Annotated in this window: 7 protein-coding genes; 5 read left to right on the top strand and 2 right to left on the bottom strand. The window is 57.9% G+C overall.

The genetic code is table 11. The features are described from left to right. Positions 1–529 precede the first annotated feature (529 nt). Positions 530–1,300 carry a helix-turn-helix domain-containing protein gene (locus ACEWZM_RS20455; RefSeq protein ID WP_414008413.1) on the top strand — a complete coding sequence of 257 codons (771 nt, stop codon included), beginning with the start codon at positions 530–532 and terminating at the stop codon, positions 1,298–1,300. A 68-nt stretch (positions 1,301–1,368) separates the two neighbouring features. On the opposite strand, the gene ACEWZM_RS20450 is transcribed toward ACEWZM_RS20455, so the two are convergent. After that, a complete protein-coding gene (locus ACEWZM_RS20450) occupies positions 1,369–2,613 on the bottom strand; it encodes a glycosyltransferase family 4 protein (protein WP_414008412.1) in 1,245 nt (414 codons plus the stop codon). A 264-nt stretch (positions 2,614–2,877) separates the two neighbouring features. Here ACEWZM_RS20450 and ACEWZM_RS20445 point away from each other — a divergent pair, with 264 nt between their 5' ends. From ACEWZM_RS20445 to ACEWZM_RS20430, 4 genes are all read left to right on the top strand, one after another. Further along, a complete protein-coding gene (locus tag ACEWZM_RS20445) occupies positions 2,878–4,887 on the top strand; it encodes a polysaccharide pyruvyl transferase family protein (protein WP_414008411.1) in 2,010 nt (669 codons plus the stop codon). A 1,173-nt stretch (positions 4,888–6,060) separates the two neighbouring features. Then, positions 6,061–6,567 (top strand): GNAT family N-acetyltransferase, encoded by a 507-nt coding sequence (locus tag ACEWZM_RS20440; protein WP_414008410.1) that lies wholly within the window; start codon positions 6,061–6,063, stop codon positions 6,565–6,567. A 327-nt stretch (positions 6,568–6,894) separates the two neighbouring features. Continuing rightward, complete coding sequence (locus ACEWZM_RS20435) at positions 6,895–7,674, top strand: alpha/beta fold hydrolase (protein ID WP_414008409.1); 780 nt, start codon at positions 6,895–6,897, stop codon at positions 7,672–7,674. Between the two features lie 489 nt (positions 7,675–8,163). Then, positions 8,164–12,459, top strand: a complete 4,296-nt coding sequence (locus ACEWZM_RS20430; RefSeq protein ID WP_414008408.1) for a non-ribosomal peptide synthetase — start codon at positions 8,164–8,166, stop codon at positions 12,457–12,459. A gap of 230 nt (positions 12,460–12,689) precedes the next feature. On the opposite strand, the gene ACEWZM_RS20425 is transcribed toward ACEWZM_RS20430, so the two are convergent. Beyond that, positions 12,690–12,896 (bottom strand): hypothetical protein, encoded by a 207-nt coding sequence (locus tag ACEWZM_RS20425; protein ID WP_414008407.1) that lies wholly within the window; start codon positions 12,894–12,896, stop codon positions 12,690–12,692. Between the last annotated feature and the right edge of the window lie 110 nt (positions 12,897–13,006).

The following is a 13,006-nucleotide window of genomic DNA, read 5'->3' as shown; positions in this document are numbered from 1 at the left end:
GACTGAACCTGATGTTTCCACAAGATAATTGAGGAATGTCCACATCTATGGGCTTTGTTCTGTTGAGGATATTCCTGTTGATAAAACAAAAGCATATATCAAAAACAAGACTTTAGGAGATAGACGTGTGGGTATCAACATTCCACCAAAAGGTATTTTTTTTAACAAAAACGGTGAGATTCGGGTTATTTTGAAGTGCCGCAATGCGGTACAGCGCCAGTAACAGCTGCGATTTGGAGGCAGGGGGCCGGACGTATTTAGGCCCATTATTAGATAGTTATTCGACAGGCTATAAGGCTGTCTGTCGGGCCGTTGGGCGGCCATTACCGAACCAGAAGAATGGGAGGGGTAACACAAGAGAGATAAGACCGGGGTGCCATCTGTGACGGGGGTCGCAGCGGAACCGCGAGGGTAAGGCCGGGATTTCCAAACCTGTCCGATGCCCGGTGATGTCCATGTTCCGGAGATCATCCGTAGAGACGATCTGATCGTGTATGGATCAGTTTTTTTGAAGTTATGGGGGTATACCATGCCTATTCATATTGTGGGCGAAAGTCGTTTGTTGCGCGACATGTTTCTGGCTATTTGCCAGAGTAACGATTACCAGATCGGCACCTGTTGTGATGAGTTGTCGACGTTATCTGGGCTGGGTTTGGATGATCTGGTGCTGTATTACAGCCATGAAACCGGGCCCGAACTGGTGGAGGAGTTACGCCAGTTCAAGGAAGGCAATGACGCCTCTTTGCTGATCCTGATCATGGGGCGTGAATGTTCCACCAGTATGCAAAACGCGCTGAGCGCTTATGCTGAAGCAGTGATCCCGCAACGCAAATCTGCCGATGCGCTGATTGCTGCCCTGCGGGTTGTACAAAGTGGTTATCGCATCGTGCCATCGGATATTTCCGCCGCTCTGCGCGCCGCCGAGGTCACAGTCTCTGGTGGTGATCACAGGGTGAATCCTGTGGGGCAGGGGGCGCATTCCTCCTCGGAGGAGGGGGATCCAGCAGATCAATTTAATGGAAAAAACCTAGAAATAGGCTCTGATATCAAGCCAAGCGGGGCAGGCTTAGGTCAAGATCTGCGCAGCATGCCAGCCTCAGCGGCAGAGCGGGGCCTGTCGGGGCGGGAGTGGTTGATTTTGACCAAGCTGATCGATGGCGCCACCAATAAATCCATCGCCAATGAGCTGGGCATCTGTGAGGCCACGGTCAAGGTGCATCTGCGCACTTGTTTTCGCAAAGTGGGCGCCAAGAACCGCACCCAGGCCGCAATCTGGGCCTCGGAGCAATTCCTGTCCTGAGCTAGCTTGCAGGACAAAACGGGACTGCGGTGGTGATGGCCACCGCAGATCCTCCCGAAGATGGTGTCTCAGATCTTCAGCTGTTTATTTGCGGGCAGGAGCGCGTTGATCTGGCGGGCGTGCTCGGGCATGCAGCGGGTCAGAAAATCGTAAGTCTCCACCACATGAGCGCGGGCATTGGGGCCGAGATGGGCATAGGCGCCGGGATTGGCCAGCACATCCACCACCTGATCGGCCAGCGCTGCGGAGTCAAAGAAATCCACCAACATGCCGGTCTCATTATGGGTGACGGCCTCGCGCACCGGTTCCACGTCTGCCGCCACCACGGTGGCCTGCATCGACATAGATTCCAGCAGCGACCAGCTGAGCACAAAGGGCATGGTCAGATAGATATGGCAGCGGCTGATGCGGATGATCTTACACAGATCGCCGTAAGGCACCCGGCCGAGAAAATGCACCCGGCTCCAATCAACGCTATCGCCCAGCTCATCCTCCATCTCGCCGCGCAGCCCCGCCGGGTGGGTGCTTTCGCGCCCATAAGAGGTCTCATTGCCACCAATCATCAAGATCCGCGCATTGGGACGTTCCGACAGGATCTTGGGCAGGGCGCGCATCATCACGTGAAAACCACGGGTGCGTTCCATATTGCGGGCGATATAGGTGATCACCTCATCATCGCGGCTTAGTGGCTTGGGCAAGCGGCCCAGACCAATGCTGGCATTGGCATCCGGCTGCAGCCGGTCGGTGCGGATGCCGTCATGGCTGACGTAGATCTTGTCGTGAAAGCTCTTGGGGAAGCGGTCGCGCTGCCAGACGGTCGGGCTGTGACCCAAATCAACCACGTCGATATTTGCAAAAGGCACCGTATTGCGGGCATGGGCAAAAAATCCGGCGTGTTCGCCAGGAGGGGTCTCCGGGTCAAAGCCAACCAGTCCGCCACTGGTGCGGTAGAAATATTCAAAGAAGCCAATGATCGGCACATCTGGCCAGACCTCTTTCATAAAGGTCAGCTCACCCCAGCCGGTATGGCCAATGATGATATCGGGTTTGAACCCGTCTCTGGAGTCCAACTGACGCGCAGCAAGAGCGGCGCCAATGCCATTGCCGGCCGCTGCCTCCCAATCCTTGGACAGCCCATAGGCATCTGCGGCAGGCTGATGGTGGCTGCTGTAGGTCGCAGTGGCGACCCCGGGAAGCGTCACATCGTTTCGCTGGGTCAAAAACACGATCTCATGCTCGCCCTGACTGGCCAGCCACTGGATCATTTCCCGGTACTGGCCGGGCATGTTCTGGTGCACAAAGAGAAATTTCATTCCCTATCCATGCCGCGAGAGCGCTGCAGGTGCAACCCTTTGAAAGACCGTGCACGTGGCTGGGCAGAGTTTCACCTGCAAGGGCGTGCCGGGTCTTTCCGGGCTTGTTCCTGGAGAGGTCACGGCGCTAACATATGCGCAACGCAGCAATCCCGGGGGCTGCGGCTACCGGATGCGCAAAGCCACGGTGGCCGCCCCCCCTTTATTCTTATGCGCCATTCGCTCCTATGTACCGGGCAGTGGCTGACAACGTTTGGTGATATAATGAGAATCCTTTTCCATGCTCCTGTGCTTTCGGCCCACCGTCCGGATCCCGCACTATCCAGTATCCTGGGCGTACCGCCAACAGTGACCGACAGTCTGCATGGGTTGAAACCGGCGCATAAGCTGACCGGGAACCGCGGCAATATCATTCACGCCGAAGCGCCTGCCCGGAGCCTGCGCAAGGATCCGGATGGATCCGCCGTGGGCAATATCGCCAACCTGCAGAAAAACCTCGGGGAGGGTTTTGCCGAGATCATCGCCGAGCATTTCGACATTATCGTGGTGTCGCTGGCCAATTTCATCCGCCCCAATCACGATGGTATCCGGTTGTTTACCGCGCTTGAGGCGCTGGACGGGGCAGTGCCCTTTGTGGTGTTGGGCGCCGGGATGCAGGGCTCTCATGCGTTCACGGATCTGATGCCGGGCAACCGCGATCTTCTGGCGCTGCTCAATGAACGGGCCAGCCTGTTCGGGGTGCGTGGCACCCAGACGGCACAGTGGCTGGCTGACAACGGTCTGGAAAACACCACCGTGCTGGGCTGCCCCAGTCTCTATGTCTATCCGCAGTCGATCCTGGCCATCGACGGGGCGGCGGCCCAGGCCAAGGGGCGTCAGGCCAATGTGATGACCGCAGGTCATCTGACCATGCGCGACGGCGCCATCGTCGAACGCGGCACGGAACTGGCCAAGGCCTTTGGCAAGATCGACGCCTCTTATGTGTTCCAGGATGAGATCTTTGGCTATGGCAAATTCATCCGTGAGCGCTTTGGCTATAACGAGGGCAATAACATTGCCCAGCCTGACGTATTGAACCGCTGGCTGAGCCGCAAATCCGGCCATGAGGTCGCCTTCAACCGCTATTATTATTTCTCTGAGGCCGGCGCCTGGCGACAGGCCGCGATGCTGCATGATGTCTATATCGGGGACCGCTTTCATGGCGGGGTTGCGGCCTTGCAGGCGGGACAGCCCGCGATTTTCCTCAAACATGACAACCGGGTGGCTGAGCTGACCGAGCATTTTGACCTGCCGGCGCTGAACACGCAGAAATTCATGCGCAAGGGGCTGAAGGCGACGCTGGATGAATATCTGTCGCCCGAGATGCTGGACAAGATGAAGACGACCTATCGCCAGCGCCATGCCGAATATGTGGCGGCCTTGGCCGAACACGGGCTGGAGGTCGACACCATTGTGCCCGAAGAGGCGCAGCCGGTGCCTGCGGTGGACCGGCAGGGTCATCTGGGCGTCACCCATCGCCAGAAAGACCTGGAAGAGGCGCTGCCAGAGGGGCTGTGGCCGACCACCACGCTGACCCCGTCTTATGCCATGCGGCGGCTGCGGCCAGAGGGCGCACGGGAGTTGGTTGTCACCTTTGAAGGGGCGGGTCAGGCATTGGATCGCAAGGATCCGTTGCGGCCGGGGTTTGGCGAACGTTTTCTGATCAAGGCAGGTTATGCGGTGTTGTCAGTGTTGCCGCATCAGCAGAACTGGTATCGTCCACTGGATCTGGAACAGTATTTTCAGGCGCCGGAGACTCGCGAGTGGCTGGCGGGGTTTGACAAGATCCACGCCCTTGGTTCCGGCATGGGGGCCTTTGGTGCCATGTCCTTTGCCGATGTGATCGGCGCGGAGAACGTGGTCGCCCTGCAACCGATCACGACACTGGCCGAGGCTCTGATGCCTGGAGAGATCCGGTTCCCGGCTGCGCGCAAGCTGGACTGGAGCGGTACTTACCGTGATGCCTGCACCGGATTTGGGGAGGCCACGCGGATCTATGCCATCCACGGTGATCATCCGCTGGATCTGGCCCATGTGGCGCGGCTGCGTGAGGCGGCGGGATCGCGACTGGTCAGTGCCGAGCTGTCTCATGACAGCAAGCGACCGGTAACCCCCTTGCTGCGGGCCAAACGTCGTTTGCCCAGGACTGCCCTGACATGCCTGAGAGGCGGCGATGCTGTTGCGCTTGAAGAGGTGCTGGGCGAGCTGGTCACCCAGAAAATCCCGGCGGAGTAAGCCATCATCCCGCGAGGGGTGCATGCTGTGAAGAGGTGCCGAAGGCCGCCCATAGAGAGGGCGGCCTTTCGTTGTAGGGGTCTGTTCCGGCTCAGTGCAGAATGACACCGTAAGGGTTTTTCCGTACAGCCGCCGTTCGTTCAGAATGCGGCGAAGATGCCGGAAGAGCCCAAACCCACTGATCTTATGACCAACAAATCGACACTTTTTCACTGTCCTTTCTGGTTACCCGGCCCGTGTTTGCCACCTCGGCGAGCCTCCAGTTGCGGATTGTGAGGTCGTGCAAACACATAAGCTGTTGCAACGAACTCTCTGCCAAGATCAGTAGTCATTTTGAGGCTGCAAATTAACACTGACGGCGAATTCATCCGCACCCCCAAGTCTGCTTCTCTAACCCAAGAGGAAGGCATTTTTCGAACCCTTAGATGTCTAAGGAGTGCGCGCTGATAGTACTCAAATGTCTGAGGAAACGGGTTTTTTTCTATTGCCGTTCCGACTAGCGAAAAACTCAATTGCTGTCTTGCCTCGGACTGAAGGTAGGTCTGGAACATTCCCAGAGCCCAATATCCATCTAGGTCATTGTATCTGCTTACAAAGCTGTCGAGCAAATCATTGCATATGCCTTGCAGTTCTTTCCGTCGTCCCATGTCGAGCTCCGCGCCTGGGAAAATGGCACAAAAGTTGCAACCCATGCCCCTGCTGTGTTTGAGCGCAGGAAGCAAAGCTATTCGAGCTACTCGCGAATGGCAGCACTGTCCGCGTCTTACCAGTTCGAGCACGTTGCAGCGAAAGGCTTCTTTCTCAAACGAGGGTTTGCGACACGCTCTAGAAGAGGCGACTTGGCGTCCCTGACGCCTTTCATATCCTGTTTCACATTCAAAGTTGCGCAAACGGTCGATCACAATGTCCTAAAAATTGCTAAAGGTGTCATTCTGCACTGAGCCGGAACAGACCCCTTGTATGGTCCAATGAAAACACAGCCAAAAATGTGCTGCATGCATATTATTTAACATAATGTAAATTAAAGGCATTTGTTGTGTGCGCGGGCGCAAATCGATGATGGCCGGTTAACAGTAAACAATGCGGCGAACTTGCAAACCTTCGAAGCGCCGTTAAATATCAAGAATACATCCATTTTCGCAAGCCTTGTTCCAAATGAGTCAGATAAGAATTATGACCGTTGTTCCCGCATTAATAACTGAACGCTTGTTGTTACGCCGTCCAACCTTCGAAGATTGGCCCGACTTCCGGGATCTGATGAAATCGGAACGATCCGTGTATATGGGAGGCCCATTTTTAACTGTGCATGCCTGGGGCGATTTTTGTCAGGGAATCGCTCAGTGGCAAATGTTCGGTTTTGGCAGTCTTTCGATTGAGGATACTTTTACAAATAAATATGTTGGAAGGGTCGAGATTAACTACGGCCCGCGCTGCCCGGAACCAGAGCTCGGCTGGCAAGTTTTCGATTTTGCAGAGGGCAAGGGGTATGCATTCGAAGCAGCGACTGAGATGCGGCGTTGGGCATTTGAAGAGCAAAAAATGCAAACTCTTGTGAGCTACATCGACCCTCAAAACCAGCGTTCCCAGAGGCTTGCGGAAAAGCTTGGGGCTGAGCTTGATGAAAAAGCAGAAAAACAGGACCCGGATGATTTGGTGTATCGGCACTCACGAAGAGGTTGATCTGAGATAGATTCCGGCCATATAGAGAATTCAATTCAGCCCAATCGTTCCCACAAGGCTTATCAGCCCTTCGATATTTGAGGTCTACGGGCTGCTAAGCCTTGCTACCGTCAGCGCCCTTGGTGACGTTTCTGCTTTGCGCAACCAGTGACATTTCTGAATGGCGTTTACATGTTGTGTGCGTGCGGCACATATCATCCTCACAGGTGAATACAGGTGGCAGAAAATGTAGGTGGAAAGTCCGTGAAAGCTCATACGGTGACAGCGACCGGCATCCTTCGGTCGTTCGAATTGACAAGGCTTTGCTATGCAGGTGACGATCACAAAATGTCCAAGTTTCTGCAAGATGTTCGCCAATACGGCAAAAATCCCTCTCGCGTTGTCGTGCTTCACGGCGGGCCTGGCGGTGCCGGAGAGGCAGAACCGTTTGCGCATGAACTCGGATACATGGGCTATGATGTTCTTGAACCCTTCCAGACGCGCCAATCAGTGGCTGGACAGGTTGATGAACTCAGATCGCAAATAGAGCAATATTGTGAGCCCCCTGTGGTTGTCATCGGTTGGTCATGGGGTGCCTGGCTCGGATGTTTGCTTGCTGCGCAACATGATGACTTAGTCCGCGCACTCATCCTTGTCGGAAGTGGGCCGCTCGAAGCGCGTTACGCAGAAGCGATCCGATCCACAAAAAAAGCGCGCCTGTCAGACGAGGAGCGGGCGGAATTGTTGGCTTTGCGCCCCATGGCTGAGAGCCCAATTGACGTCGCTCGCTTCATTGAAATCAGCGATGTGGCGGACACCTACTCACGAGACACATCACCGCAACCCAATGTTGTTTTTGACGAAACGATACACAGAGCGGTGTGGCCTGAAGCAGATGGCATGCGCAAAAACGGCTCGCTTCTGGAAGCTATTTCCACCATCCGATGTCCTGTCCTGGCGATCCATGGTGACTACGACCCAAGACCCTCAGAAGGTGTGAAGTTGCCATTGCAGGCAGCACTTCCTTCTGCTGAATTTGTTGAAATCAAGCGGTGCGGGCATAAGCCCTGGCAAGAGACATACGCCAAAAATGAATTCTATCGTTTGGTTGAGAAAGCGATCACATAGGCGGCGACAATATCGGTCTCCGCCCTGCCCAGCCATACTGCCGCAACACCAAGCGGGACATTTCCAATCACTCACGCCTTCGAAGCCAGACTGCCAAAAGAAACGTGGCAGGAAATAGGGGGTCTTTGTTCGCACGTTGCGGAACAGTTTATTTATGCCCCTAGAGACATTTCTACTTTGCGGAAGGACGGACATTTCTACTTGATTGCAACATGTTGTTCGCGATCGTGCAAGACCAGGGTTCTGATCTCAGGTTGACTGGCGTGGTGACTGCCGGGATCAGGATCGGGATGTGTGAGTGGTGTTTTTATTGCCCCCCGGCCCTTTGGTCTGATAGCTTTGGTTCTGCGGTTGGGATCAGGGGGCCAAGGGGAAGATCCCGCTAACGCGGATGTTAAGATTGTCGGGATATTCAGGCGATCTGGATGTGGCATATGTAGAATGAGTGTGGTCCGGGTTGGCCTCCAAACCCGGTGTCAGGGGGGCATCATGACCAGTATTTCACCAGCCCCGACGCTTGGTTCACAGTCGGGCCCAGGGGCCGGAGCTGGCTCAGATCAGTACAGTTCCTTAGATCAGACCAAAAATATTGCCCTGACCCCAATGCAGCAGGCGCTGCTTTATGAAAGCGCAGCCGTCGACAGACCTTGGGTCAATCTGGAACAGATTGTGGTGCATCTGGATGCCGAGGCACCGACGTCTGAGGCGTTGCGCACCGCCTGGCAACAGGTCTGCGCCCGCCATCCCGTGTTGCGCAGTGCAGTTTTGTGGCAGGGGCGGTCTTTCCCGGTGCTGCAGGTTGCCCCGGTGGCTGAGGCTGCAGAGCAGATCACAGTAGACACCAAGGACTGGCAAGAGCTGGAGCCGGAAGAACAAGCCACACGGTTGGAGCAGTTTCTGACGGCTGACCGCAATCGCGGCTGTGCGCTGGAACAATCCGTGTCCTGGCGGGTGATGCTGGCCCGGTTGGGCCCGGACCGGTCGGTGATGGTCTGGACCATCCATCATGTGCTGGTTGATGGCCGCAGCATGGCGGTGGTGCTGGAAGATGTCTTTGCTGCACTTGTCGGGGGTGATCTGCCCAAAGAGACCACGCCTGTGACACCGTTTGAGGCCTTTAGCCCGGCGGTGACTGAAGTATCAGAACGGGCTGACACGCAGGCGTTTTTCCGGAACCACCTGGACGGATTCGAAACCCCCAATCAGATTGCCCGATTGGCTGATGGCGTGGATCTGGTGTCTGACCTGGATTCTGGGCGCAAGCGCATCCTGCAGCGGGATCTGTCGTCGCGCCTGCGCCGTGCTCTTGTGCAGCGTGCCAGTCTGGTGTCTTCGCAAAACGGTGCGGAAGAGACAGGCCCGGCGACATTGGCCAATATGATCCATGCCGCTTGGGGGCTGTTGGTGGCCCGCTGGAGCGGGCGGGACACTGCGCTTTTTGGGGTGACGCGGTCGGGGCGCTATCTGCTGGAGGGCTGCGAGCGCACAGTGGGTTGTCTGATCAATACGGTGCCGCTCTATATACATCTGTCTGGTGAAGAGACCGTGGATGGGCTGCTGGCGGCCCTGCGCCGGGATGCGGTGGCGCTGCATCCGCATGAGCACGCCTCTCTGGCGGATATGCGCGGCTGGTGCGGGCTGCCCGGTAGCGTGCCGCTGTTTGACAACATGGTGATGTTTGAACGCGACAGTCTGAATGCGCGGATGCGCCGTCTGGGTGCAGGTGATGCGCAAAGCCCTTGGTTGCACCGCCGGGTGGAGCTGCGCGAAGAGGGCGCGATGCCGCTGACTTTGGCGGCATATGGCGATAGTCGGCCGCTTTTGATGTTGGAATATGACCCCGAGGTGCTGCCGACCGCGCAAGTGGACCGTATGCTGGATCATCTGTGCCAGTTGCTGCAGGCGCTCGCCGAGGCCCCCCCGGATCTTGCGCTCAGCGATCTGATGATGCTGCCGGAGGTCGAGGCCGCGCAGCTGTTGCAGCAGGGGCGCCCGGATCCTGCACTGACACAGATGCTGGCCCGTAACATGGCCGCATCCCCGCCCTGCATGGCAACCCGGCTGGAGGCCACGGCCGCGCGGATGCCAGAGGCTCCGGCTTTGCAGATGGCCCCTGACGGAGAGTTGTTGAGCCATGCCGCACTGCACGCCCGCGCCGACCAGTTGGCGGTGGAATTACAGGCGCGTGGCGCTGCCGCAGGAGACATCATTGCCATCTGCCTGCCACGCAGCCCGGAATTTATCATTGCGATGCTGGCGGTGCTGAAAACAGGTGCGGGGTTTCTGCCGGTGGATCCGACCTACCCGTCTGCCGTGATCGCCCATATGCTGGAGGACAGCGCCGCAAAACTGGGTATTGGCGGGCCGGATTATGGCACGAAATCAGGCTCTAATGATTATATAGGCACGGCTAAATACGGGGCGACTCTCACTCCTGAGGGGCTGACGTGGGTGTCCCCCGATGCGGGGGCTGAGCGTGATGGACCTGCACAGCCAGAACGACCGGCGCCGGATCCGACACGGCTGGCCTATGTGATCTATACCTCAGGCTCAACCGGACGGCCCAAAGGGGTGCGGGTGCCCATGCGCGCGCTGCTGGCCCATGCCAGTGCCATCACCGCCAGTTTCGAGCTGCAGGACAGTGACAGGGTGCTGCAATTTGCCAGCCTGTCGTTTGACGTCGCCATAGAGGAAGTGCTGCCCAGTCTGTTGACCGGTGCCTGCGTGGTGTTGCGCGCACCGGATATGGTGGGCGCACCGGGGTTGTTTCTGGATCGGGTCGCGGCGCTGAGGTTGACAGTGCTGAACCTGCCAACCGCGTTTTGGCATGTGCTCTGTGATGTGATGACCGACAGTGGGCGCAGCCTGCCGCCATCAGTGCGGCTGGTGATCGTGGGCGGTGAACAGGTCAACCCGCAAGCGCTGGCGCGCTGGCAGCAGGTGGTACCGGGGGTGCGCTGGCTCAATGGCTATGGGCCGACGGAAACCACCATCACCTGTACGCTGTATAATCCTGACCAAAATCAGGATGGGCTGGTGGACCCGGCGGAGGATGTACCCATTGGCCGCCCCACAGCCCATGCCCGCGCCTATGTGCTGGCTGCTGATGGCAGCCTCGCGCCGGATGGCGTGGCGGGGGATCTGTGGATCGGTGGCCCGGCGGTCAGCGATGGCTATATCGGCCGACCAGAGGAAACTGCGCAGGCGTTCCGGGCTGATCCTTTTGCGCGGCAGAGCATTGCGGGGGGGCACCACAACAGCTGCCCCGCCGCACGGATTTATCGCACCGGCGATCGTGCTGCCTGGCGGACGGATGGCACGCTGGCCTTTCTTGGCCGGCAGGACCGGCAGGTCAAACTGCGCGGCTTTCGCATTGATCTGCGCCATGTGGAGCAGGTGCTGGAACGCGGGGGCCGCGATGTGCAGGCGCTGGCAGCGGTGCATGGCAAGAATGGTCCCGCGGCACAGTTGTGTTGCTGGGTGCGCAGCACTACGGAAACAAGAACGACGGGAGAATCGGGCGAGGACCTGCTGGATCTGACGGCCCTGCAACAGGTGGTTCAGCGTGATCTACCGGCCCATATGCGCCCGGCGCTGGTGCCCGTCGCGGAGTTTCCACGCACCGCAGGGGGCAAGATCGACATGGCCGCCCTGCCCGCCCCGGTACAGGCTGCGTCTTCTGCAGGTTTGCGCCTGCGCCGGGGAGGCACTGCAGGGGTTGATCCCAGCACCCCACCCTCGCCCCTGGCTCAGCAGCTGACGACAATGATGGCGGATATTCTGGGCCAACCTGATCTGGAAGCTGATGACAGTTTTTATGATCGAGGCGGCCATTCACTGCTGGCGATGCGGCTGATTGGCCGGATCGAGGCGGATCTGGACCAGCGGCTGAGCCTGGCGGCGCTGCATCTGACCCCCAGCCCCCGTGCCCTTGCCGAGGCCCTGACAGGGGTGCAGGACAAGACACCGGATGGTGCGGCCTCGGAAACACCAGAAGGTCACGCCCTGCCCAATCATCTGGTGATCATTCAGGATGGCGCGGCGCGCGCGCCTTTGTTTGGTGTCCATGTGCTGGGCCGGAATGAAGAATTCTATCGCCCGCTGGCCGCGGCCCTTGGGTCTGACCAGCCCGTTTACGGGCTCAGCATAGGCCTGTTGGACAGCACCACCCCCACCGGTGTCCATGCCACGGCCAAAATGTATCTGGATGAGATCCAGACCCATTATCCCAATGGGGTGGTGCATCTGGCAGCGGTGTCTCTGGGTAGCTATTTTGCCTTTGAACTGGCGCGACAGCTGCTGGAGGCCGGACGTGAATTGGGTCTGGTCGCATTGTTTGATGCCGAAGGCCCGGCCGGGCGCAACCGGGTACAGGGGCGTGCCAGGATTGGCGCGCATCTGAGGCTGCTCAGGCGCATGGGACCGTCTTATCTGGCCCATGTTGCGGCCCACCGGATCGAAACATTGCGGAATTCGTTTGAACGGCGACGGCTGGACTGGACCGGTGGCAGCAAGGGGCTGACAATCGAGGCGCTGATTGCCGCAAACCAGCAATCGGTAGAGCGCTACACGCCCAGGCCTCTGGCCACACCGCTGACCGTGTTTCGGGCCGGCGACGATTTATTTGACAGCCCTGAGGGGGTACAGCAGGGGCTGGGATGGGCGCCGGTGGCAGAGGCCGGGTTTGAGTTGATCGAGGTTCCGGGATCTCACCTGTCTATTTTGCAAAACCCCAATGTGCAGGAACTGGCCCAACATATGGCCCGTATCATGCAGCGCAGATAAACAGCCGGGACAGACGGAACGATCCACGGCTGATCCGGGAAGGCCCGCGCACCCGCGCGTTCCTGCGTGGGGTCAGCTAAATGTCAAAACGCAAAAAGCGGGCCATTGGCCCGCTTTTCTCATCCGTAGATGATCATTCATAAGACGATGTCAGCTTGAATCTAGTATCTGCCTCGGCTCAGGCGCGCCGGGCAGATACAGATCTTGCCACCCCATTAGATCGCAAGCGATCAGTTGGTTGTGGTTGTGGTGCTGCTTTCGTCGTCGTCGTTCAGGATCACACCCAGAATAACCGCACCAGCGACGCCGCCTGCGATCAGAGTGCCTTGCTCCAGACCGGTGCCGCTGAACAGAGCCGGTGTGCCGTCTTCCTGAGCGGAGACAGTTGTGGTTGCGGCCAGGGTGGCCAGAGCGAATGCTGCGAAGAACTTGTTCATAATCCAAAACTCCTTTGGAGACCGTTGAGCCAAGAGTAAGTGAGTTACCTCATGATTTCAACGGAGCTTTTAACAGCAATATCCCAACGGTTGGGATTTTTTTTCCGGCG

This window comes from Phaeobacter cretensis, assembly GCF_047372505.1.
GTDB classification, from domain to species: Bacteria; Pseudomonadota; Alphaproteobacteria; order Rhodobacterales; family Rhodobacteraceae; genus Phaeobacter; species Phaeobacter cretensis.
The sequence above is the reverse complement of the archived record's forward strand: the minus strand, read 5'-3'. Positions and strand labels throughout refer to the sequence as shown.

What these genes read in the sequence shown, in the direction of transcription:
- ACEWZM_RS20455 (WP_414008413.1), top strand. Translation starts at nt 530, where the DNA reads ATGCCTATTCATATTGTGGGCGAAAGTCGTTTGTTGCGCGACATGTTT.
- ACEWZM_RS20450 (WP_414008412.1), bottom strand. Translation starts at nt 2,613, where the DNA reads ATGAAATTTCTCTTTGTGCACCAGAACATGCCCGGCCAGTACCGGGAA.
- ACEWZM_RS20445 (WP_414008411.1), top strand. Translation starts at nt 2,878, where the DNA reads ATGAGAATCCTTTTCCATGCTCCTGTGCTTTCGGCCCACCGTCCGGAT.
- ACEWZM_RS20440 (WP_414008410.1), top strand. Translation starts at nt 6,061, where the DNA reads ATGACCGTTGTTCCCGCATTAATAACTGAACGCTTGTTGTTACGCCGT.
- ACEWZM_RS20435 (WP_414008409.1), top strand. Translation starts at nt 6,895, where the DNA reads ATGTCCAAGTTTCTGCAAGATGTTCGCCAATACGGCAAAAATCCCTCT.
- ACEWZM_RS20430 (WP_414008408.1), top strand. Translation starts at nt 8,164, where the DNA reads ATGACCAGTATTTCACCAGCCCCGACGCTTGGTTCACAGTCGGGCCCA.
- ACEWZM_RS20425 (WP_414008407.1), bottom strand. Translation starts at nt 12,896, where the DNA reads ATGAACAAGTTCTTCGCAGCATTCGCTCTGGCCACCCTGGCCGCAACC.